The 21,716-nt window shown below is 62.0% G+C and carries 18 protein-coding genes and 2 pseudogenes; 10 read left to right on the top strand and 10 right to left on the bottom strand.

The window, feature by feature from the left end; genetic code table 11:
- Positions 1-3: 3 nt before the first annotated feature.
- A complete protein-coding gene (gene acs, locus AC58NV_RS03575; RefSeq protein ID WP_497225911.1) occupies positions 4-1,965 on the bottom strand; it encodes an acetate--CoA ligase in 1,962 nt (653 codons plus the stop codon).
- Between the two features lie 492 nt (positions 1,966-2,457).
- Between acs and AC58NV_RS03570 the strand changes: the two genes are divergently transcribed.
- The 3 genes from AC58NV_RS03570 (at position 2,458) to AC58NV_RS03560 (ending at position 5,616) form a co-directional block, all read left to right on the top strand.
- Entirely contained in the window at positions 2,458-3,474 is a 1,017-nt protein-coding gene (locus AC58NV_RS03570) for a C4-dicarboxylate TRAP transporter substrate-binding protein (RefSeq protein WP_497225910.1), read from the top strand.
- An 82-nt stretch (positions 3,475-3,556) separates the two neighbouring features.
- Positions 3,557-4,207 carry a TRAP transporter small permease subunit gene (locus AC58NV_RS03565; protein ID WP_497225909.1) on the top strand — a complete coding sequence of 217 codons (651 nt, stop codon included), beginning with the start codon at positions 3,557-3,559 and terminating at the stop codon, positions 4,205-4,207.
- 5 nt (positions 4,208-4,212) lie between these two features.
- Positions 4,213-5,616, top strand: coding sequence for a TRAP transporter large permease (locus tag AC58NV_RS03560; RefSeq protein ID WP_497225908.1), 1,404 nt, complete (start codon positions 4,213-4,215; stop codon positions 5,614-5,616).
- A gap of 491 nt (positions 5,617-6,107) precedes the next feature.
- Here AC58NV_RS03560 and AC58NV_RS03555 read toward each other — a convergent pair whose 3' ends face one another.
- The 3 genes and pseudogenes from AC58NV_RS03555 to AC58NV_RS03545 all read right to left on the bottom strand — a co-directional run bounded on the left by AC58NV_RS03555 (position 6,108) and on the right by AC58NV_RS03545 (position 8,227).
- Entirely contained in the window at positions 6,108-6,461 is a 354-nt protein-coding gene (locus AC58NV_RS03555; RefSeq protein ID WP_497226401.1) for a hypothetical protein, read from the bottom strand.
- Positions 6,462-6,508: 47 nt separating this feature from the next.
- A pseudogene (locus AC58NV_RS03550) lies at positions 6,509-6,847 on the bottom strand (pyrroline-5-carboxylate reductase dimerization domain-containing protein); the annotation flags it as partial.
- A 342-nt stretch (positions 6,848-7,189) separates the two neighbouring features.
- Complete coding sequence (locus AC58NV_RS03545; RefSeq protein ID WP_497225907.1) at positions 7,190-8,227, bottom strand: zinc-dependent alcohol dehydrogenase family protein; 1,038 nt, start codon at positions 8,225-8,227, stop codon at positions 7,190-7,192.
- A 140-nt stretch (positions 8,228-8,367) separates the two neighbouring features.
- Here AC58NV_RS03545 and AC58NV_RS03540 point away from each other — a divergent pair, with 140 nt between their 5' ends.
- Entirely contained in the window at positions 8,368-8,847 is a 480-nt protein-coding gene (locus AC58NV_RS03540; RefSeq protein ID WP_497225906.1) for an Lrp/AsnC family transcriptional regulator, read from the top strand.
- Between the two features lie 347 nt (positions 8,848-9,194).
- Here AC58NV_RS03540 and AC58NV_RS03535 read toward each other — a convergent pair whose 3' ends face one another.
- Entirely contained in the window at positions 9,195-10,184 is a 990-nt protein-coding gene (locus AC58NV_RS03535) for an MBL fold metallo-hydrolase (RefSeq protein WP_497225905.1), read from the bottom strand.
- Positions 10,185-10,223: 39 nt separating this feature from the next.
- The gene (gene amrB / locus AC58NV_RS03530; RefSeq protein WP_497225904.1) at positions 10,224-11,591 is read right to left on the bottom strand and encodes an AmmeMemoRadiSam system protein B; all 1,368 of its coding nucleotides are present in this window, start codon (positions 11,589-11,591) and stop codon (positions 10,224-10,226) included.
- 86 nt (positions 11,592-11,677) lie between these two features.
- On the opposite strand from amrB, the gene amrS reads away from it, so the two are divergent.
- The 3 genes and pseudogenes from amrS (at position 11,678) to AC58NV_RS03515 (ending at position 15,112) form a co-directional block, all read left to right on the top strand.
- Positions 11,678-12,742, top strand: coding sequence for an AmmeMemoRadiSam system radical SAM enzyme (gene amrS / locus AC58NV_RS03525; protein WP_497225903.1), 1,065 nt, complete (start codon positions 11,678-11,680; stop codon positions 12,740-12,742).
- A gap of 224 nt (positions 12,743-12,966) precedes the next feature.
- Complete coding sequence (locus AC58NV_RS03520; protein ID WP_174147242.1) at positions 12,967-14,001, top strand: IS110 family RNA-guided transposase; 1,035 nt, start codon at positions 12,967-12,969, stop codon at positions 13,999-14,001.
- 322 nt (positions 14,002-14,323) lie between these two features.
- Positions 14,324-15,112, top strand: a pseudogene (locus AC58NV_RS03515) (IS5 family transposase).
- A gap of 654 nt (positions 15,113-15,766) precedes the next feature.
- On the opposite strand, the gene AC58NV_RS03510 reads toward AC58NV_RS03515, so the two are convergent.
- Entirely contained in the window at positions 15,767-16,003 is a 237-nt protein-coding gene (locus AC58NV_RS03510; RefSeq protein WP_497225902.1) for a hypothetical protein, read from the bottom strand.
- Between the two features lie 275 nt (positions 16,004-16,278).
- On the opposite strand from AC58NV_RS03510, the gene dusA reads away from it, so the two are divergent.
- From dusA to AC58NV_RS03495, 3 genes are all read left to right on the top strand, one after another.
- Positions 16,279-17,304: a tRNA dihydrouridine(20/20a) synthase DusA gene (gene dusA / locus AC58NV_RS03505; RefSeq protein WP_497225901.1), complete on the top strand. Its 1,026-nt coding sequence runs from the start codon at positions 16,279-16,281 to the stop codon at positions 17,302-17,304.
- Between the two features lie 86 nt (positions 17,305-17,390).
- Entirely contained in the window at positions 17,391-18,245 is an 855-nt protein-coding gene (locus AC58NV_RS03500) for a sulfite exporter TauE/SafE family protein (RefSeq protein WP_497225900.1), read from the top strand.
- A 9-nt stretch (positions 18,246-18,254) separates the two neighbouring features.
- Positions 18,255-19,052: a hypothetical protein gene (locus tag AC58NV_RS03495; protein ID WP_497225899.1), complete on the top strand. Its 798-nt coding sequence runs from the start codon at positions 18,255-18,257 to the stop codon at positions 19,050-19,052.
- A 534-nt stretch (positions 19,053-19,586) separates the two neighbouring features.
- On the opposite strand, the gene AC58NV_RS03490 is transcribed toward AC58NV_RS03495, so the two are convergent.
- From AC58NV_RS03490 to ccmI, 3 genes are read right to left on the bottom strand one after another with little or no spacing between them, the layout of a single operon-like run.
- The gene (locus AC58NV_RS03490; protein WP_019295422.1) at positions 19,587-19,820 is read right to left on the bottom strand and encodes a DUF1289 domain-containing protein; all 234 of its coding nucleotides are present in this window, start codon (positions 19,818-19,820) and stop codon (positions 19,587-19,589) included.
- A gap of 3 nt (positions 19,821-19,823) precedes the next feature.
- Positions 19,824-20,297 (bottom strand): Holliday junction resolvase RuvX, encoded by a 474-nt coding sequence (ruvX, locus tag AC58NV_RS03485; RefSeq protein WP_497225898.1) that lies wholly within the window; start codon positions 20,295-20,297, stop codon positions 19,824-19,826.
- Positions 20,294-21,532, bottom strand: a complete 1,239-nt coding sequence (ccmI, locus tag AC58NV_RS03480; protein WP_497225897.1) for a c-type cytochrome biogenesis protein CcmI — start codon at positions 21,530-21,532, stop codon at positions 20,294-20,296. Before ccmI ends, ruvX begins: the two co-directional genes overlap by 4 nt.
- Between the last annotated feature and the right edge of the window lie 184 nt (positions 21,533-21,716).

The raw sequence follows: 21,716 nt of genomic DNA, 5'->3' as shown, positions 1-21,716 counted from the left end.
CAATCACCCCTTGTTCGCGCGGTTTTCGATCAGGTCCTCGACCACCGACGGATCGGCGAGGGTCGAGGTGTCGCCCAGGGAACCGAAGTCGTTCTCGGCGATCTTGCGCAGGATGCGGCGCATGATCTTGCCGGAGCGGGTCTTGGGCAGGCCAGGGGCCCATTGGATCACGTCGGGGGAGGCAATCGGGCCGATCTCGGTGCGGACCCAGGTGCGCAGCTCCTTCAGCAGATCATCCGACGGCTCTCTGTCGTTCATAAGGGTCACATAGCAGTAGATGCCCTGGCCCTTGATCTCATGCGGGTAGCCGACCACGGCGGCCTCGGCCACGGCGGCGTGGGCAACCAGCGCGCTTTCGACCTCGGCGGTGCCCATGCGGTGGCCGGAGACGTTGATCACATCGTCGACGCGGCCGGTGATCCAGTAGTCGCCGTCCTCGTCGCGGCGGCAGCCGTCGCCGGTGAAGTAGTAGCCCTTGTAGTCCGAGAAATAGGTCTTCTCGAACCGCTCATGGTCGCCCCAGACGGTGCGCATCTGGCCCGGCCAGCTGTCCTTGATGCACAGCACGCCCTCGACGCCGTTGCCCTCGATCTCGACACCGGACTGCGGGTCCAGAACAACCGGCTGGATGCCGAAGAAGGGTTTCATCGCCGCGCCCGGCTTCAGCGTATGCGCGCCCGGCAGCGGAGTCATCAGGTGGCCGCCGGTCTCGGTCTGCCACCAGGTGTCGACGATCGGCACGGTGCCTTTGCCGATCACGTTGTGATACCACTCCCAGGCTTCCGGGTTGATCGGTTCACCCACGGTGCCCAGCACCTTGAGAGCGCTCAGGTCGCAGCTCTCGACCCATTTGTCGCCCTGGCCCATCAGCGCGCGCAGCGCGGTGGGGGCGGTGTAGAACTGGTTCACCTTGTGCTTTTCGCAGACCTGCCAGAAGCGGGAGGCATCGGGGTAGGTCGGCACGCCCTCGAACATCAGGGTGGTGGCGCCATTGGCCAGCGGGCCGTAGACGATGTAGCTGTGGCCGGTCACCCAGCCCACGTCAGCGGTGCACCAGTAGATGTCGCCGTCGTGGTAATCAAAGGTGACCTCATGGGTCATCGCGGCATAGGTCAGGTAGCCGCCGGAGGTGTGAACCACGCCCTTGGGCTGGCCGGTGGAGCCGGAGGTGTAGAGGATGAACAGCGGATCCTCGGCGTTCATCTCGGCCGGCTTGCAGTAGTCGTCCGCCTCCAGCGCCATCTCGTTGTAGTCATAGTCGCGCCCGTCCACCCAGGTGGTCTGGCCGCCGGTGCGCTTGACCACCAGGCATTTCACCGTGTCCTTGGTGTGCAGCAGGGCCGCGTCGGCGTTCGACTTCAGCGGGGTCTTGCGGCCGCCGCGCGGCGCCTCGTCCGCGGTGATGATGACCTTGGCGTCGCAGCCGTTGATGCGGGCCGCCAGCGCGTCGGGGGAGAAGCCGGCGAAGACGATCGAATGAATGGCGCCGATGCGGGCGCAGGCCAGCATGGCATAGGCCGCTTCCGGGATCATCGGCAGATAGATGACAACCCGGTCGCCCTTGCGAACGCCCATCGATTCCAGGATGTTGGCCATCCGGCAGGTGCGGCGGTGCAGCTCCTTGTAGGTGATGTGCTGCGCGTCTTCTTCCGGGCTGTCCGGCTCCCAGATGATCGCGGTCTGGTCGCCGCGGGTGTCCAGGTGGCGGTCGATGCAGTTGGCGGAAACGTTCAGGGTGCCGTCGGCGTACCAGTTGATCGAGACATTGCCGAAGTTGTAGTTCACGTCCTTCACCTGGGTGAAGGGCTTGATCCAGTCGATGCGCTTGCCCTGTTCGCCCCAGAAGCCTTCGGGATCGGACAGCGAGGCCTCGTACATCTCCTGATACTTGGCGGCATTCACATGCGCCCGGGCAACGGTTTCGTCGGACGGCGGATAGACAGCGTCTGCGTGCAGCGCGTTCATTCGGTTTCCTCCCAGAATTTCATTGGCAAGACAAACGACAACGCTGTGCCGTGGCTGTCAAACCGTTTCCTCCTGAGACCAGATAATACCGCAGTCTGAAAATTTGTGAATAAAATGCCGGTATCAAAGGATTTATCTGTAAACGAATTTCGGAAGTCCGGCGCGGTCTGAAAACAAATTTGCATGCGGACGCATACCGGCGCTTGTTTTCAAGGGCTTTTCTGTAAATTCCAGTGCGGTGCAATTGCCGCCTGCCGGCCTGATATTGGCCCGGGGGCGGCGTCCTGCCGCAGGGCGGGGCGGCCAGCCGCCTGCGGCATATTGTGCCCAGGGGCGGAGAAGGCGCCAGCCGCGCCGCGCGAGTCGCTGCGTCATCTTTGCAGCCGGGGGGCTTGGCAGGGCGCATCCCTGCCGCTAGCCTGACTGGCAAGCGTCCAGGCCGGATTTCCGTTTGCCGGCAGTCACAAGGGCGCAATTCGGGAGAGTTACATCATGAACAGATTTCTGACTGCCGCCGTGGCGGCTGCTGCGGGTTTTGCCATCGCCGGGGAGGCCGCGGCCACCGAGTGGAACGTGTCCCTGTGGGGCAAGCGCCGGGCCTTTACCGAACATGTGGAGAAACTGGCGGAGCTGGTTTCCGAGAAAACCGGCGGCGAGTTCACCCTGAACATCAGCTATGGCGGGCTGTCGAAGAACAAGGAAAACCTCGACGGCATCTCCATCGGCGCTTTTGAGATGGCGCAGTTCTGCGCCGGCTACCACCGCGACAAGAACCCGACCATCACCGTGCTGGAGCTGCCGTTCCTGGGCGTGAACACGCTGGAAGAAGAGGTGGCAGTGTCCCATGCGGTCTATGCCCATCCGGCGGTGCAGGCGGATCTGGCGCGCTGGAACGCCAAGCTGCTGATGACCTCGCCGATGCCGCAGTACAATATCGTCGGCACCGGCGAGCCGCGCGACGAGCTGGCCGAGTTCAAGGACATGCGGGTGCGCGCCACCGGCGGCATCGGCCAGGCGTTCTCCGCCGTGGGCGCAGTGCCGACCTCGGTGACCGCCACCGAGGCCTACAATGCGATGGAATCCGGCGTCGTCGACACAGTCGCCTTTGCCCAGCACGCGCATCTCAGCTTCGGCACCATCAACAAGGCCGACTGGTGGACCGCGAACCTGAACCCCGGCACCGTGAACTGCCCGGTGGTGGTCAACACCGATGCCTATGATGCCCTGAGCGATGCCGAGCGCGAGGCGCTGGACAGCTCGGTGGAGGAAGCGATTGCCCATTATCTGGAGAACTACAGCGCACTGCTGACCAAGTGGGATGGCGTTCTGGAAGAGAAGGGCGTCGAGAAGGTGATGATTTCCGACGAGCAGCTGGCCGAGTTCCGCAAGGTGGCCGCCGATCCGATCCGCGCCAAGTGGATCGAGGACATGAGCGCGCAAGGCCTGCCCGCGCAGGAGCTCTATGACCTGGTGCAGAAAACCCTGAGCGACGTGCGCTCGGGCAGCTGAGGCTGATAGAACTGGAAGGGGCCGGGCAGGACAGCACCGGCCCTTTCTGTCTTTGGCGATACGGAAATGACGGGGGCAGGGCATGGCAGGCAGCGCGGCGGTGCTGGAGGATGGCAGCCTGATCAGCAGGCTGGACCGAAGATTGCTGAAAGCGGAGCAATTGCTGGCACTGCTGAGCGGTTTGGCGGTGTTCTCGCTGATGATCCTGGCGGTGGTTTCGGTTGGCGGGCGTAACGCGGCCAATGCGCCCTTGCCCGGCTATGTCGACTGGATCGAGCAGATCATGCCGCTGATCGCCTTCATGGGCATTGCCTATGTGCAGCGTCAGGGCGGCCACATCCGCATGGACATCTTCATCGGCGCCCTGAGGGGCCGCGCGCTGTGGCTGTTTGAGCTGGTCTCGGTGGTGCTTATCCTGTTGCTGATCCTGGCGCTGGTCTGGGGCAGCTGGTCGCATTTCCTGCGCTCCTTCGACTTCGCTGCGCCGCTGTGGAGCCGCGACAGCTCCATCGACATCGGCCTGCCGATCTGGCCCGCCAAGCTGCTGGCGCCGGTGGCCTTTGCGGTGCTGGCCCTGCGGCTGATGCTGCAGGTCTGGGGCTACGGGCGGGCGCTGGTGCTGGGGCTGGAAGCGCCGGTAGCGGTGCCGCTGATCCAGAGCGCGGCAGAGCAGGCGGCAGCTGAGGCGGACCAGCTGGCCGGCCATGACACAAACGGCAGCGGGCAGGGGTAAGGCGGATGGAACCGATTGAAATCGGCCTGTGGGTCACGGGCGGCCTGCTGGCGATGGTGGTGCTGGGGATGCGGGTGGCCTTTGCCGCCGGTCTTGCGGGGCTTGCGGGCCTGATCTGGATCTTCTGGGCCAAGTTCGGCTATGATCCGGGGCGGTTCGGCAAGGCGCTGACCATCGCGGTCAAGACCGCGGGCCAGGTGCCGCATTCCAAGGTCTCCAGCCAGGCGCTCAGCCTGATCCCCACCTTCATCCTGATCGGTTATCTCGCGTATTATGCAGGGCTCACGCGGGCGCTTTTTGTGGCCGCCAAACGCTGGATCGCCTGGCTGCCGGGCGGGCTGGCTGTCTCCACCGTGTTTGCCACCGCGGGTTTTGCCGCGGTGTCGGGCGCGTCCGTGGCCACCTCAGCTGTCTTTGCCCGCATCGCCATCCCGGAGATGCTGGAGATCGGTTATGACAAGCGCTTTGCCGCAGGGGTGGTCGCGGCGGGCGGCACCCTGGCGTCGCTGATCCCGCCCTCTGCCATCCTGGTCATTTACGCGATCATCGTCGAACAGGATGTGGGCAAGCTGCTGCTGGCGGGTTTCATCCCGGGCGCCTTCTCGGCGGTGGTCTACGGGCTGCTGATCGTCGGCATCGCGGTGATCTTCAAAACCGTCGGTCCGCCGGTCAAGGGCTTCACCTGGGGCCAGCGGTTTGCGGCGCTGCCGGGGGCGCTGCCGATCGTTCTGGTGGTGCTGATCATCATCTGCTTTGTCTACAACCCCTTTGGCGGCGACGCCTGGGGCACCCCTACCGAAGGCGGCGCCATCGGCGCCTTCATCGTCTTCCTTTATGCGCTGAAGGAGGGGATGAAATGGGCGGAGCTGAAGTCGGCGCTCTTGGAGACCGCCAAGCTGACGGTGATGATCTTCACCATCATCTGGGGGGTGCTGATCTACGTGCGCTTCCTCGGCTTTGCGGATCTGCCGGGCGCGTTCTCGGATTGGATCACCTCGCTGGAGATGTCGCCGATGCTGATCCTGATCTGCATCCTGCTGGCCTATGCGGTGCTGGGGATGTTCATGGACGCCATCGGCATGCTGCTGCTGACCCTGCCGGTGGTCTATCCGGCGGTGATGGCGCTGAACGGCGGCGAGAGCGTTGCCGCAGCCGACAGCGCCTTTGGCATGAGCGGCACCATGTGCGCGATCTGGTTCGGCATCCTGGTGGTGAAGATGGCCGAGTTCTGCCTGATCACCCCGCCGATCGGGCTCAACTGTTTCGTGGTGGCAGGCGTGCGCCCTGACCTCAGCGTGCAGGATGTGTTCCGCGGGGTGACACCGTTCTTCGTTGCAGATGCGGTGACGATTGCCCTGTTGGTCGCCTTCCCGGGGATTGTGCTCTACCTGCCGTCCTTGGCCGGATAGGGCGCTCAGGGCTCACCAAAGCAGATACACGCGCCGGAGCCGCTCCCGCATGATCCCTGGCTGCCAGCGCCAGCCGCCGGCCCCAAGCAAAACAGCCGCATCCCCGCCTTCGGGCGGGGCCCCTCGGCGGTTTTGCCTGATCCCGCCGTCGGTCCCCGGCTGCCTGTGCTCACAAGAAGGCGGCTCCGAAGCAGATCGGCTTGGCGGATGGCGGCGCAGGGCCTATATGGCGCGGCATGAGAGATTTTGGCCCCTTGCACCAGGCCGCGCGTTTGAGCGCCGCACCGATGATGGACTTGTGCGACTAAGTGTATTGCCTTGATTTTGCGAAATTTTTCGGGTTCAAATTGTTCGTGCAGCACACGCACAGTAGCCGTCCTTACCTGATTGGAAAGCCAGGCCACGCTTGTTCGAGATTGCAAAACTTCTGTTTGGTCTCCAAATGAATGTGCCGGGACCGTGCGAAAAGTCCCGGCCATTCCGTTAACATCTCACAGGACTTTGGCCAGAAGGGCATCTGCGTCGCGGATGGCGGCCAGTTTGTCATACAGTGCGATCTTGGCGGCTTTGAATAGTTTCCAGCGGCAAGCCAGGTTCACGTACTCGATGACCTTTTGTTCTTGTTCCCAATCCGTATCCACATTTTGCGAAATCGCGGCATCGCCTTTGCCGTTGCGGATTTCATTCAGCGTTTTGCGGATTTGCTCTCCCATGAGCTCGATCAGATCGTGGTCGATGCCCACGAGGCCCTCACGCTCCCGGAGAGCCCGTAAGGCTTCCAGGATGATCTGCCGGGTCGATCCTTTTGTAACCAGAATTCCTTCGAGCCATCCTTCTGCGAGCAAGCCTCTGTCCTGCAACAAAACGATTGCGGTAGCGGTGTGCCATGCAGGGAATTCGCACGCGTGCAGAACTTCTGGGGCTGCATCGCATTTTGCTGTCTATTGGGGGCGCCAAGAGCGGTCTGCAAGGTCGGGGCTTTCGTAACATCGGGTAGGAGGCCAAGAGAGGTCCCGGGGCTAATCATCTCTTCGATCATCAGAAAGTAATAGGCCGGACCGCTTTCCGAAACCGCCGTGATGGCGTCCAAGAGCTCTTCCCTCTCCTCTTCGACGCAGATGCCGAAGGTCTCGATGATGGATTTGGCCACGGCCTTTTGTACAGGAGTGGTCCGAGCATTTATATAGAGCCAAGTCGTCCCAAGACCCAGAAGGGCCGGCGTGTTAGCCATCGCGCGCGCGATGGCGGCGGGGCCGAATAGGTCTTCGAGCGTTGCAATAGTAACACCCGCGGCAATGCTAATGACCAGATTCTCCCTAAGGCCTGTCGATCTACGTTCCCAAAGCGGGCACGACCTGTGGCTTTACGGCCAGAACAATGGTGCCGCCAGAGTCGTAGCCGCTGACCCGGTCGTCGGAAACCGCCACACTATAGCTCGACTGCAGCTCGCGCGCTTGTCTGCATTGGCAAAAACGACAGTAATCTCTTCAGGGCGCGCGCCATTGGCAGTAAGCCTGCCATCAATCGCGGCAGCCATGTTTCAACTTCAGATGAAAGCAATCCCGCCCATAGCTCAGAACCGGGTGATCACTGTGGCGCCGACGGACTGGAATTTGTCCATGCTCATCAGGGCCTCGGGCGCATCCGCAAGGCTAATTTGGTCGCCCACCAGCCGCGCCGGATCGAGCTTGCCGCTGGCGACCATGTCCAGCATCGCGCCATAGCGGTGCGCCTGCATGCCGTGCGAGCCGAGCAGCTCAATCTCCTGCCCCACGATCTTGGGCATCGGCACGGAGGGCGCGGCGTGTTCGCCGAGCATCAGCCCGACCTGGATATGTTTTCCCCGCGGCCGCAGGCAAAGGATGGAGTTGGTCATGGTCACCGGATGGCCAAGCGCATCGAGCGAGACGTGCGCGCCGCCCCGCGTGATCTCCTTGATCGCCGCGGGAACATCGGCCTCGCCCCCGTTGATGACAACGTCAGCACCGAGGTCTTTCGCGAGGTTCAGTTTGGCCGGATCGAGATCCACGCCGATCACATTGGCCCCGGCAGCTGCCGCGATCATGACGGCCGACAGCCCTACACCGCCGCAGCCATGCACGGCCACCCACTGGCCCGCGCGCACCTTGCCCTGATCGATCACCGCACGGAAGGATGTCGCGAACCGGCACCCGAGGCTGGCGGCGGTCGCAAAGTCCATGCTCTCAGGCAGCGCCACGAGGTTCAGATCGGCCTGGTGAATGCCGACATACTCTGCAAACGAGCCCCAGTGGGTGAAGCCGGGTTGCTCCTGGTGCAGACACACCTGCTGGTGGCCGGCGTGGCATTCGGAACAGCTTCCGCAGCCGCAGATAAAGGGCACCGTGACCTTGTCCCCAACCTTCCAGTTGGTAACATCCTTGCCCACCGCCTCGACCACGCCCGCCAGTTCATGTCCCGGAACATGCGGCAGGTCGATGTCGCTGTCGTGCCCCATCCATCCATGCCAGTCGCTGCGGCAGACACCTGTAGCTGCGACCTTCAACACGACACCATGCGCTTGGGGGCTCGGGTCTTCAACCGTGACCAGCTTGGGTGCTTCTTGGAACTTTTCAAACAGGACAGCTTTCATGGCAGTGTCTTTCCGTTTCGGTTTTGATCTGAGAAGATCATAGCGTTCAGCGTGGAAACAACTTTGCCAATCGTGCACAAAATATCATAATTTTGAGTGGGAACCCCTCCCGACCTGCAGTTCTCGAAAGGTTTCTGCCCTTGCCTGACGTTGATGCCGTAAATGCCCAGATCCTGTCCCTGCTGCAAAACGACGGCCGTATGACCAATGCGAAGCTGTCCGAGAACCTGGGCATGAGCGAAACGCCCTGCTGGCGCCGCCTGAAACGGCTGGAGGAAAGCGGCATCATAGAGGGCTACCAAGCGAACCTGAACCGCCGCAAGCTGGGACTGGGTGTCATGGCATTTGTGCAGCTCCGCTGTTCGGAACACGATCAGGCTGCCACGGCAGAATTCCAGCGGATCGTTGAGACGACCCCGAACATTCTTGCCTGTCACAACACGACAGGCGCGGACGATTTCCTGCTGATCGTCGTGGCCCGGGATCTGGACGATTACAGCACCTTCGTCGACAGCACCCTGCGCCGCCTGCCGGGAGTGACCAGCATTCGTTCGAACCTTTCTCTGAAAGAGATGAAAGCGTCCAGCAAATTGCCAGTAATACCGCCTGCCACATCATGACTCGGAGACACCAGTCGATGCCCGCAGATCTCAAGAGATTTGCTTGAAAGGCACCTGCAGCGGACGGCCGCCTTCCGCTCTTGGTTTAAGAGGAGCTCGAACGGCCCGGAGCCGAGGTTCACGGTTGTTGCAGCAAGGGTCGACTTTGAACCCGACGTGTTCGCACCCGAATTCACGCGGTTTACAGATGCAGAATTGCCTGTTCTCTGCTCAGAGCCCCAATCCAATGCCACGTTCACAGGTTGCGAAAGACTTCGATGGAAAGGTGTGTGGACTAACTGATGACAATGCGGAAGGCGTGCGTTGAGAAGAAACTGAAGAATTTGCGTTCTTTGCGCCGGCATGGATCAGGGCGCGGCGAATGCAGCGTGAAATTCGGTGGCGAGGCTTGCGGAGTCTGCTCCATACCGCGCCGAGAAATGAAATGGGATTGCGCGTTTGGCGCCAGCTTCTCTGGCGATCTCGCCTGCGGCCCGCGCTGTAAGGTGGCTAGTCGCCGCGGCAACCGGGCGGTCGGCTTCGAAGAAGGCAGCCTCAATGAACAGCTGGTCGGCTGCGCGGGCGAGCCCGATGATGCGGGACCGGTTCGGTCCGGTATCGGCGGCGTCGGTCACATAGGCGATATGCTGGCCTTTGCCTGTTCGGAACGCGCGGGACCGCAGCGCGCCAAGGGTGACCGTCCCGGCACCTGGCACTAAGATGACGGTGTGGTCCGGCAGATTGTCGCGAATGGCCTGCTTGGCGGCATTGATCCAGGGGCCAACCGGCAGCCCCAGTTCCGCAAGCCCGTTGCGCCAGACGTTGACGCGGTCGCGTTCGAGAAAGGCAAATGCCAGCGACGGTATGCCATGATCCAGGGCGGCCGCACGGATCTCGAACGCCGGTTCAGACAGAACCCGGCCCGGCGCCATGTCCGGCAGCGGCAATTCCCGCCGGGCGAAACGCTCCCGGGCCCGGAACTCAGCCATCTTGGTGACGCGTTCGCCGTCAAAGGACTGAACCGTCAGGCGAAAGTCCACGGCGGTCTCGTCCAGGAGATTCCAGGTGAAGGAGTTGAGGCGGCTTTGCATTTGCCTCACGAACCCCGGAGGCCCGAGCATCAGCAACGGGCGCGGACGATGCAGGCGAAGGCGCAGCAACCGGTCGAGGCCGGCGATATGGTCCATGTGGGCGTGGCTAATGAAAACATGGGATACCCGCAGAAGTTCGCGCGGGGAAAGCGGCGCCGTGTCCCCGAGATCGAACAGCATCGCGCGGCGCCCGAAACGGAAATCGAGGTACAAGCCGGGATCACCAGTGGGATCATTGATCAGCCGGGGTTGGACAGGAATGCTCATCTGACATCCAAACTGTTGCGGCTCATTGCGAATGGACTCTCAGGAACCCGCCAGGGTTTCCGCGAAATTCTCCACCTGGAACCGTTGCAGGGAGATGTTCCCGGCCCAGTAGTCTCGGGGCAAACCCGCCTTGCGCTTCAAACCCTCAACAAAGGCGTGCGGCTCGCTGAGGCCCTCCCAGACTTTGGGCAGGAAGGTTGCCCGGTGCCTGCCAACGGAAAGGATCAATCCGTCCCGTCCCGGATCAATCCGGGAGATTGCCTCTTCCTCGCTGGAGAACTCTATCTCCTGGGCTCTGCTCAGCACTGTAATCTCGATCCTGATCTCGCGCAGTTCTCCGGCCGTTACAGGCGAGAACCGCGGATCCCGGAATCCTGCACCAAGCGCATTCTCCGCCACGTCCTCCGCCAGGGACCGGCGCGCTTCCAGCGTGCCGACGCAGCCGCGCAACTCGCCGCCGCAGGTGAGTGTCACAAAACTGGCAGCAAACGTCTGCAACGGGGCTGACGCTGCGTCCGGCAGGGCCTCCGCTTCGTGCTGCGTTCCCAGGCGCTTGGAAATGGCGCCGCGCGCCACGTCCAGCAACTCGGCCCGGGATTTGCCGCTCAGCATTGCCACGTCCATCGGATAAAAGGCCCAGGCGCCATAACCGACGACGCTGGACGTATCGCCTGTCTCCGATGCGCTGTCCCCCATGCCAAGCCGCAGCGTCTTGGTTCCTTGGCCCGCATGGGACAGGAGCCAGCCCTGCAGGCACTTGGCGCCGCAAGCATGGTAAGGTGTCAATTCCTCCGCTAAGCCGTTCTCCAGCAGACGCGCGGTTTCGGCGTCTCTTTCCCGTGCCGCGCTCCGGCTCAGGAAATGGCTGAGATCAGAGGAAAGGACAAATAGTGTCTCAGGCCCGGCAAGCACATCAATTGCCGCGGCGGCCTGCCCGGCCGGCACATCGCCGCAGACCAGCGGGACGATCTGCGCATCCGGCCAGAGTGTCCGGACAAAAGGCAATTGGGTTTCGATTGCGTGTTCGTTGTCATGCGCCGCATCTTCGTCATGCGCCAACCCGGCCACCGCCAGCTCCTCACAGGCGGGCCGGTCGATTGCGAGCACGCCAAGCGGGGTTGAGAATCTGTCCTGAGACGGGAAAGCGAGGCCGTGAAACCAGTGCCGGTGCGACGGCCCTAACACCACGACACGCTTCGGGGACCAGGTCACTGCACCATAGGACAGCCCGGCCAGGCTGCCGGAAAACCGGTAACCGGCATGCGGGGCAACAATGGCCCGCGCCGCGGCCTCCCCAGCCTGGCCAGTCTGCGCCGCTGCCTCGAGGAATGCCCCGACCTCCGCTGAGAGCTGGTCACCGTCAGCGGTAAAGAACGTGCCGGCGAAACGGCAACTGCGTTCAGACATTGTCCCGCCCCTTTTGCGGTGCCCCTCCTACGCCTGTGATTTGTTACTATATAGGAAATATCCACCAGAAAACGGAGAGGCCGCCCGTGAAAACCGCGCGTTATTGGTCTGGCCGACCCGAGGATGACAGGCTCGTTTGCGAGCTGTGCCCGCGCTTTTGCGCTCTTAAGCCGGGGCAGCGCGGCTTGTGCTTTGTGCGAAAACGCGAGGGCCAGCGTATTGTGCTGGATACCTACAACCGCTCCTCGGGCTTCTGCATCGACCCGATCGAGAAAAAACCGCTGAACCATTTCCTGCCGGGGACGCCGGTACTGAGTTTTGGCACGGCGGGATGCAACCTCGCCTGCAAGTTTTGCCAGAACCACGACATATCGAAGAGCCGCGAGGTCGCAAGCCTGTCGGACTATGCCACGCCGGAAATGATTGCCGATGCGGCAGACAGGGCCGGTGCGGCCTCGGTCGCCTATACCTACAACGATCCGGTGATCTTTCACGAATACGCCGTCGACATCGCGCAGGCTTGTCACGAAAAAGGCATCCGCAGCGTGGCGGTCACGGCCGGCTACATAACGCCCGAACCGCGCGAAGAGTTCTTTGCGAACATGGATGCGGCGAACATCGACCTGAAGGCTTTCACCGAAGAATTTTATTGGAAACTCACCGCCTCGCACCTCGCGCCCGTGCTGGAGACCATCGAATATGCCGTGAAGGAAACCGGCTGCTGGGTGGAATTGACGACGCTGCTGATCCCCGGCTGCAATGACAGCGACGCGGAACTGGCGGAGATGTCCGAATGGGTGGTTGATAAGCTCGGGCCGGACGTGCCGTTGCACTTTTCGGCCTTTCATCCGGACTACCGGATGTCGGACGTGCCGCCGACGCCGCAGGCGACCCTGTTGCGGGCGCAAGAAATCGCCAGGGCAGCCGGCGTGCGGCACGTCTATGTCGGCAACACCCACCACGAGGAGGGGCAGTCGAGCTATTGCTCGGGTTGCGGCGGACTGGTGATCGGCCGCGACTGGTATCAGCTTTTGCAATGGAACCTGACGGATGAGGGGCAGTGCCGGAACTGCGGCACCGTTTTACCCGGCGTATTTGAAGGGCCGCCCGGCGACTGGGGGCGCAAACGGAAACCGCTGCGGGTTGGGTGACTTGTCAGAGGACGGCAGGTGCGGACCGCACTTTTTTCTTGATGCGCAATGATCTCAACACAACACGCCTGTGTGGTTCGGCGGCGATCATGGCTAGGGTCAGATGGGGTATTCGGCTTGCGCCCCACTTCCAGCCTCGGTCTCCGGTAGGTGCTGCGTCTCGAGCTGATGATAATACGTGGTCTGTGTGAAGCAGCCACAAGCATCAGGGAAGGAGACGCAGCATGAAGCATTATGCCGGATTGGATGTATCAGTAAAAGAAACCGCCATTTGTGTTGTCGACGACGACGGCCAAGTCTGCTCAGAAATGAAGATTGCGAGCCACCCCGAGGAGCTCTCTCTGGCCTTGAGCGGCATCGGGGTCCATTTCGAGCGGGTTGGGTTGGAAGCCGGTCCGCTGTCGCAATGGCTGTTCGAAGGGCTGGCGCGCACGGGGCTTCCGGTGATTTGTATCGAGACACGCCACGCGAAGGCCTTCCTCAAGGCGCAGGTGAACAAGACCGACCGCAATGATGCGCGTGGGATCGCGCAGATGATGCGGGTCAACCTATACCGTCCGGTGCATGTGAAGACCCGGGAAAGCCAGCAGCGCCGAGCCCTGCTGCGAGCCCGGAAGCTCCTGCAAGAGAAGGCGATTGCTGTCGAGAATGATATTCGCGGCTTGCTGCGCAACTTCGGGCTCAAGGTCGGCATCGTTGGCAGAGGGAAGTTCGAAGCCCGCGCCTTGGAACTCATCGCGGAACTGCCAGAACTGGAGAAGGTGATCAGCGTCTTACTCGCGGCAAGGCGCAAGCTCCGTGAGGGCTTCGCCAAACTGCACCGCGAGGTTGTGGAAATCGCGACGGGAGACGCCGTTTGCATGCGCCTGATGACGGTCCCAGGTGTTGGCGCGGTGACTTCGCTTGCCTTCGTCAGCACCATTGATATCCCGGCGCGCTTTCGAAGGTCGCGAGCGGTTGGGCCGGTGTTAGGGCTGACACCGGTCCTAAAACAGTCCGGAGAAAGTCAGCGCGTCGGCCGGGTGTCCTTGTGTGGCGACGGAATGATGCGAGCCTTGCTGTACGAGGCCGCGCAATCCATGCTGACCAGGGTGAAGAAGTGGTCATGGCTAAAAGCTTGGGCCGTGGGCGTCGCGAAGCGTAGTGGCTTCAAGAAGGCCGTCGTGGCTTTGGCGCGGCGCCTTTCGGTGATCATGCACAGGATGTGGGTCGATGGCAGCGAGTTCCGCTGGTCGCGGGAGGGAGCCATCGCAATGTGATCGACCCGGAAAGGAGTTAGAGTTCCACCGCAGGTGGGAAGACGTCCTTCGCGGGACGATGGGTGAGGCGAGTTCGCAATGGGTCCAGTTCCGGCAGCATCATGGCTGCCAGGCCGCGAGTCAGATTGGACCGCTTCACTCTTCTAATCCCATGATGGGAGGGCCAGCGTGCCGATCCCGAAGAGAAGCAAGGGCCCGCGAAAGACCTGAAGTCCTGCCGCGAATGACTGCTCGATGGCGCTTGACCAAAGAACGCCGAATAGAGAAGGACCCATTGATTTCCGGTCGGCGGCGTTACTCATCGATCGGAAAACGAGCTGCTATATGTCTGGCCGATGCGCAGAAGGTGCATCTCGAACCCTGTTCGCCGCAGCCCTATGGCAATCGCTGCGTCGATGACCGGCGAGTCTTCAGTGGGATTATCCTCACTAATTGCAATGGGCGGCGCTGGCGGGACGCGCCAAGAAAATATGGTCCCCACAGCGAAGCGGGAACGTCGCCCCTGCGGGGCGGTGAAAGCCCGGTGAACGCTCTGTAATTGCTGTAAACGATGGAACGACAAGGGCATCTTAACGCTGATGATGGCGGGCTTGGCTGTGGAACAAGGTGAAGAAAAGACCGTTAGGATTGAAGCAACTTACCTCAAAGCACACGGGCACCGTGATCAGCATGGGCGTCAAAAAGGTGGGCGTGGGCGTCTGATTGGACGCGCCAAGGGTGGCATGAACACAAAACTGCATGCTGTCCGTGACAGTGCTGGCCGCCTGATCAGGCTCTTCGTCACTGCCGGACAGGCTAGCGATTACATTGGCGCAAAGGCTTTGCTGAACAGCCTGCCAAAGGTCAGCTGGTTGCTCGGAGACCGTGGCTACGACGCCGACTGGTTCTGAGAAGCTCTGAAAGACAAGGAGATACGAGCCTGCCCCCGAGGCGGAATCAGAACAATACCACTGTGTGGCACGACAGGCTTCGATACAAGCGTCGCAACCGGATCGGGATCATGTTAGGAAGGCTCAATGACTGGCGGCGCGTCGCCACTCGCCATGACAGATGCCCAAAAAACGTTCTCTCGGCCATCGCGCTCGCTGCAACTGTCATGTTCTGGCTATGAAAAGGACCGTGTCCTGAGCCTGGGCGATGGCCTTTTGCGAGAGTAGGGTTTGGGCGGCGATGCTTGATCAAGACTTAGGTGCTCCATGTCCGTCCCATTCCCTATTGGACTGACAGGCGGAACAACTCCGAACATTTCGGGACGGCTTCAGTTGTCCCTACCAGATATAGTGGCTAATAAATCTTGGTTTTATGTGCTAAGTCAGGGATTGCCTCTCTCGGAGTAACGTTTAAGTGTCTGGAAAATCACTGAAAAACCTGCATCGGGCCGCGCGTCTCTCCATTGCGCCGATGATGGATGGGAGCGACGCTTTCTGAAACGCCTTGTTTTGTTGAGCTTTTGAGGCTTGGGGGGAATATGTAGCACCGCTTGTAGCACTGTAGAAGTTTAGAGGTATACAGTCTCTGTATGTGTAGCATTGCCTGCTCAAAGGAAACAGATCTTTGCCTAATAACTATCTGAACGATTTTCCAATCCCCGATAACCTCTTGCCGGCCCTTTTGCGCAGTATGCTTGAGCCCGTGGGAAAGGGGGTTGAGCACAATGTAGTTGTCGCAAATAGACACGAACATGATCCACACGGGGCAGGCCGTGAGAACCTTCATATGTTGATGGCGTGTGTGCCTGAAGACAAGCTTGAAGAATTGCGAGTTTTCAGTGAAGCCGGTGATGGTGTCCTATCCTTCTCAACACCTTCGCATTCACGGCGCTCTCCAAGCCTCCGGGCTTTTCCAATGCGTCTTCACGACGCTTCATCCAGTTTTCCGCGGCCCGTCTTGAGGCGAATGTATCGACCAGGTTGAGGATGACCTTGCCGTTTTTCTTCTTGCGGATCTGGGCGGTGAAGCTCGGTTTGCCATTGGTCTTGAGGCGTTCTGTGATAGTTCCCATGGGATTTCCTTTCAGTCACGGGTTTTCCATGGCCGGGACATCTGATCGTTTGAATTTTTCGGAAGCGGGTTGGACTAGGTTTGAAACCCAAATCGGGGGTGATCGAGCCGAATAGAGCAGAACTGATAGAGGAGGATGGCAGCCCAGCAGTGCTCGAACCGGAGTGCTGGAACTTGGGGCGAAAAAAGTGCTACACGGCGCCGTCGGTGCTACATTCTGTAGCACCGCATCCGAAAACGGGGCTGAATCGGGCCAAAACGAGGAAAACGGTGAAGATGGTGGATTCGAAAAACCAAGAAAAATCAGGGTTTTCGGAGGTGAGGCGGGCGGCACGCCTATCCATTGCACCGATGATGGACTGGACCGACCGGCACTGCCGCTATCTGCACCGGCTGCTGAGCCGCGAGGCGCTGCTGTACACCGAGATGGTGACCGCGCCGGCGCTGGTGCGGGGCGGGGCGCTGCATTTGCTGGAGTTCAATGTCGGCGAACACCCGGTGGCGCTGCAGCTGGGCGGCTCGGACCCGGAGGAGCTGGCAGAGGCGGCGCGGCTGGGGGCGGAGGCCGGCTATGATGAGATCAACCTCAACTGCGGCTGCCCCAGCGACCGGGTGCAATCCGGCGCCTTCGGGGCGGTGCTGATGCAGACGCCGGAGCTGGTCGCGGACTGCGTGGCAGCGATGCGCGAGGCGGTGGACGTTGAGGTGACCGTCAAATGCCGCATCGGGGTGGATGAGCAGGAACCGGAAGAAGTGCTTCCGGACTTCCTGGAAAAGGTTCGCGCCGCGGGCTGTCGGCGGGTGACGACCCACGCGCGCAAGGCCTGGCTGCAGGGGCTGTCGCCCAAGGAGAACCGGGACATCCCGCCGCTGGATTATGATCTGGTGCACCGGATGAAGGCGGCGTTTCCGGACCTGCATATCTCGATCAACGGCGGCATCGCCACATTGGCTGAGGCCAAGGCGCATCTGGAGCGCGGCCTGGACGGGGTGATGGTGGGGCGGGCGGCCTATCACCAGCCTGCCGATGTGCTCTGTGCAGCGGATCCTGAGATTTACGGCACCGGCGCAGTGAGTGACGCGGGCGATGCAGTGCGGCAGATGCTGCCTTATATCGAGGCGCGGCTGAGCGATGGCGCCAAGCTCAACCAGATCACCCGCCACATGCTGGGGCTGTTTGCGGGCAAGCCGGGTGCGCGGCAGTGGCGGCGGATGCTGTCCGAGGGCGCCTGCCGGGCCGGCGCAGGCCCGGGGCTGGTGCTGGATGCGCTGGCGCAGGTGGAGAGCCGCGCGGCGGCGTGACGCGGCGCCTCACACGCTAGTGCCTTGTGCAGGCGGGGAACCGCCGCTAACCCTTTGCCGGTGAACCAAAGCCGGAGGTACCCCTGATGACCGATCCTGCCGTGACCGCGGCCCTGCTGGCGGAGCCTGCACTTCTGATGCAGATGGCGGGGCTTCTGGTGGTGATCGGCGCCTTTGCAGGTGTGCTGGCTGGGCTTCTGGGGGTTGGCGGCGGCATCGTGCTGGTGCCGGCCTTCTTCTATGCCTTCCAGACGCTGGGCTATGGCGGCGATCAGCTGATGCAGATCTGCCTGGCGACCTCGCTGGCGACGATCATCGTGACCTCGGTGCGCTCTGTCATGAGCCACAACAAGAAGGGCGCGGTGGATTGGGATATCCTGCGCGGCTGGGGCATTGGCATTGCACTTGGCGCCATTGTCGGCGTGCTGGCGGCCTCCACCCTGCGCTCCACCGTGCTTCAGGGGGTGTTTGGCGGACTGGCGCTGGTCATTGGCTGCTACCTGGGGCTGGGCCGGTCCGAGTGGCGGCTGGCCGAAGCCATGCCCAAGGGCGCCAAGCGGATGGCGCTGTCGCCTGCGGTCGGGTTCCTGTCGGTGCTGATGGGGATTGGCGGCGGCAGCTTCGGGGTGCCGCTGATGACCCTGCACGGGGTCGCGGTGCACCGGGCGGTGGCGACGGCCGCCGGGTTCGGCGTGATCATTGCGGTGCCCTCGGTAGCCGGCTTTCTGCTGCTGGAGATAGACCCGTCGGCGCGGCCTCCCTTCACCATCGGCGCAGTCAATCTGGTGGCGTTCTTCATCGTGATTGCGATGACGCTGATCACCGCGCCCTGGGGCGTGAAGCTGGCCCATGCGATGGACCCGAAACCGCTGAAACGCGTGTTTGGGGCCTTCCTGGTGCTGGTGGCGCTGAACATGCTGCGCAAGGCCTTTGGATACTAAGAGGACGTCATGCTGGAACAGATCGAACAGTTTCAGGACAGGGGCTGGGTGCGCTTTGCCCATGACCCGCAAGTGGCCGCCTGGGCGGCGGATGCTTTGCGCCACGGTATCCGGTCGCTGGACGACCCGGCCTGCGCCGAGTGGTTCCAATGCGAGCGGACCTGGTTCATCGGTGTTGATGCGCTGCCGAATGATGCCACAGGGCGTTTGCCTGATGGGCCGCCGCTGGCCGGCGCGCCTGTCGATTTCATCACGCATCATCTCGGGCCCATTCCGGACTTGCACCGGGCGCAGGTGTCCTCGGTCTTTCCCGGCTATCCGCGCCCGCGCCCGGGCGAGGGCGAGGCCGCCTTCCGCTACCGTGTCAAACGCGACGCGGCTCATGTGGACGGGGTCAAGATGTACGGCGAGCACCGCCGCCGCAAGGTGGAGGAGCCGCATGCCTGGGTGCTTGGGGTACCGCTCAATGAAAGCAGCCCCGGCTCTTCGCCCCTGGTGATCTGGGAGGGCAGCCACCATATCATGCGCCGCGCCTTTGCCGCCGCCTTTGAGGGGGTGCCGCAGGCCGACTGGACGGATGTGGATGTGACGGATGCCTATACCGCCGCACGCGCCGAGGTGTTTGAAACCTGCCCGCGGATCACGGTGCCCGCCAAACCCGGTGAGTCCTATCTGATGCACCGGCTATGCCTGCACGGGGTTGCGCCCTGGGGCGAAGGGGCGTCCGCGCCGGAAGAGGGTAGGATGATCGCCTATTTCCGCCCGGAACTGGCGGATTGGACTAAAGGGTGGCTGGCGGAGGGGTAGGCCGTCTTTCTGTTTTTTACTTACCAACAGGGCTTCTGAGGTTTTTAGGAAGAGAGTTTTCGTACCGATTGTTCTTGCAATAACTTCATCTGTCGCGTCTGCAAGTGAACAAAAATGTCAGCAGGCTGCAGAACTTATGTACAAGTTTGGTCCGCTCTTGCAGAGAGAAGAGGCTACTTTGGCCCAAATTGAGGAGCTGACAAAAGTTCGAATCTCAACAGATGTTGAGCTTGTCGTTGAAGCCTCTCTTCTGCGCTATGAAGAACTACAGTTAGGGGTTAGCGATCTAGAGCGCAGGGTCAAAACATATGACCTATGCGCTGAATTTTTCGAACTTAAGTGATCAGAGCCACCCGGCTTGTCTCTAGCCTAGTACACGCCGTAGGCAAACGGCTATAGTCTGCCCTTCCAGCCAGGCTGGCGTAGGCTTTCTCATGATAGGTCAGTACCCCTGCCTAAATGTTTCGCGCGCGAAACATTGGGTCAGTGCTTATTCCGCATGATTGACAAAAGCTTACGCCGCCGCGCGCCGCGTTAACTGCGTTTGAGCCTCGCGCCGCGGCCGCCGCGGCGTTTGACCAGTTTGCTGGCGCGCTCCGGCAGGTCGTTCATGATGCCGGCGCGCTCCTCGTTAGTCATCTTCGACCAGTCGCGGATCTCGTCGATGGAGCGGTAGCAGCCGGTGCAGATGCGGGCCTCGGGATGGACGACGCAGATCTTGATGCAGGGGGATTGGATCTCGTCCCGTTTCCAAACGTCGTCAGTCATCTCTCACCCGTTCTTCAAATGCCGCATCCGGTCCAATGCGCCTTGCAAGATATAGGAGGCCGCGACGTGGTCGATAACCTCCGCGCGGCGTTTGCGTGTCGTATCCGCCTCAAGAAGCGCTTTTTCTGCCGCCACGGTGCTGAGACGCTCGTCCCAGAAAGAGATCGGCAGATCGGTGAGCTGCGCCAGATTGCGGGCAAAGGCGCGGGTGGACTGGCAGCGGGGGCCCTCAGTGCCGTCCATGTTGCGGGGCAGGCCCAAAAGGATGCCGCTGATGTCGCGCTGCTGGACAATTTCCAGCAGGCGTGCGGCGTCCAGCGAGAATTTCTTGCGCTTCACGGTTTCCAGAGGCGTCGCCACCGCGCCGATGCGGTCGGAAACGGCGACGCCGATGGTCTTGGTGCCTAGGTCCAGCCCCATCAGCGCGTTCATCGGCGGCAGGGCGGCGGCGAAGTCTTCGAAAGCGTCGTGGATCATTCGGCAATTCCGGATTGGGCGGCGATTGTGTCCAGCAGTTCCAGTGCGCCGGTGTTACCGGCAAAGGCGCCGCTGGCCTCGTCGTAGACGGTGCGGGCGCGTTCGGTTTCGCCCAGCACGGAAAGGGCGCCGATCAGGCGGGCCCATTCCTCGGCGCTGCCGCCCTCGGTCGCCAGGCGGTCCGACAGGCGGGTGACCATGCCGCGGATCATCTCCTGCTGCTCCTCGGCACTCAGTTCACTGGCAGAGGACATCTCCTCGGCGCTTGGGCCGGGCAGGGCGGGGGCGGTGCCGCCGCCGGGGGTGATCGGGCGGTATTCGACACCGGCCCGGAAGGCCATCTCCTCGATCTGGCCCTGAATGCCCTTGACCCAGGGTGCGTCCGCCGGGCCGTCGCGCAGGGTGGCGGCCCATTCGCGGTAGGCGAGGTCGGGGCGGCCGATCTGACCCAGCATCAGGCCCCAGTAGTATCGGGCCGGGCCGTGGCTGGGGTCGATCGCGCGGGCTTTTTGGAGATCGGTCTGCGCCTCGGGGGAGACATAGCCGCCGGCCGCCATGATCTTCAATTCGGCCAGTTCGGTGAAGTCGCGGGCGTTCACTTGGCCCCCGGCCAGCCGGATGTAGTTGGTCTTGGCCTCATAGGCGGCCTTGAAGTTGCCGAGGTTGGCCTCGTGCTGGGCCAGCAGGGCCTGGCCCTGGGCGTCGTCTTCGCGCTCGCCTGCGGTCTTGCGCAGCTGTTCGACCAGTTTGACGTAGCTTTCTTCCACCTGCGGGTTCCCGATTGCCGGAACCTCGGCCTCGGCCTCTGCCTGCGAGGGGCGGTTTTCGGCGCGCTCACCGGCCATCCGGATACGGTCCTGCAGGCCCAGATCACCATAGCCCGGCGCGCCCAGCTGCCAGTAAAGGCCCAGGGTGCCGCCGGTGATCAGCAGCGCGGTGGCGATCGCGAATCCCAGCGACAGGGCGCGGGGCTGGGCGGGGCCGGACTTGCGCTTTTGCAGCTGCGCATCAGCGGCCAGGATGCGGCGCGAGATTTCGGTGCGGATGCGCTCGGCGTCGGCCTGATTGATCACGCCGCGGGCCAGATCCTTGTCGACTTCGCGCAATTGCTGGCGGTAGACGCGCAGGTCGTAAGCCGCGGCAGGTTCGCCTTGCTCGCGGGCGCGGATGATGATCATTGCCAGCAGCAGCGCTGCCGCAAATGCGATAAGGGCGGTGACTGTCCAGAAAACCATGCCGTCTCCGAAGTTTGGTTTTCATCTATATGCGGGGCGGGCCGAACAAAAGGGCCAATCTGCCGCGGGATGCTGCAATGCGTCATTTGGATATGTCGCAATAACGCAGAAACAGGGCGATAAACGGCACTGGTCAGCCATGCGTTTCGGGCATACCCGCTAACAGACACGAACCATCGGATTC

Source organism: Leisingera sp. ANG49 (assembly GCF_059694505.1).
This window is presented reverse-complemented; position numbering and strand designations above follow the sequence as displayed.

Bases quoted from the DNA above. Each gene is read 5' to 3' on its own strand.
- acs (WP_497225911.1), bottom strand. From the start codon at position 1,965: ATGAACGCGCTGCACGCAGACGCTGTCTATCCGCCGTCCGACGAAACC.
- AC58NV_RS03570 (WP_497225910.1), top strand. From the start codon at position 2,458: ATGAACAGATTTCTGACTGCCGCCGTGGCGGCTGCTGCGGGTTTTGCC.
- AC58NV_RS03565 (WP_497225909.1), top strand. From the start codon at position 3,557: ATGGCAGGCAGCGCGGCGGTGCTGGAGGATGGCAGCCTGATCAGCAGG.
- AC58NV_RS03560 (WP_497225908.1), top strand. From the start codon at position 4,213: ATGGAACCGATTGAAATCGGCCTGTGGGTCACGGGCGGCCTGCTGGCG.
- AC58NV_RS03545 (WP_497225907.1), bottom strand. From the start codon at position 8,227: ATGAAAGCTGTCCTGTTTGAAAAGTTCCAAGAAGCACCCAAGCTGGTC.
- AC58NV_RS03535 (WP_497225905.1), bottom strand. From the start codon at position 10,184: ATGAGCATTCCTGTCCAACCCCGGCTGATCAATGATCCCACTGGTGAT.
- amrB (WP_497225904.1), bottom strand. From the start codon at position 11,591: ATGTCTGAACGCAGTTGCCGTTTCGCCGGCACGTTCTTTACCGCTGAC.
- AC58NV_RS03520 (WP_174147242.1), top strand. From the start codon at position 12,967: ATGAAGCATTATGCCGGATTGGATGTATCAGTAAAAGAAACCGCCATT.
- AC58NV_RS03510 (WP_497225902.1), bottom strand. From the start codon at position 16,003: ATGGGAACTATCACAGAACGCCTCAAGACCAATGGCAAACCGAGCTTC.
- dusA (WP_497225901.1), top strand. From the start codon at position 16,279: ATGGTGGATTCGAAAAACCAAGAAAAATCAGGGTTTTCGGAGGTGAGG.
- AC58NV_RS03500 (WP_497225900.1), top strand. From the start codon at position 17,391: ATGACCGATCCTGCCGTGACCGCGGCCCTGCTGGCGGAGCCTGCACTT.
- AC58NV_RS03495 (WP_497225899.1), top strand. From the start codon at position 18,255: ATGCTGGAACAGATCGAACAGTTTCAGGACAGGGGCTGGGTGCGCTTT.
- AC58NV_RS03490 (WP_019295422.1), bottom strand. From the start codon at position 19,820: ATGACTGACGACGTTTGGAAACGGGACGAGATCCAATCCCCCTGCATC.
- ruvX (WP_497225898.1), bottom strand. From the start codon at position 20,297: ATGATCCACGACGCTTTCGAAGACTTCGCCGCCGCCCTGCCGCCGATG.
- ccmI (WP_497225897.1), bottom strand. From the start codon at position 21,532: ATGGTTTTCTGGACAGTCACCGCCCTTATCGCATTTGCGGCAGCGCTG.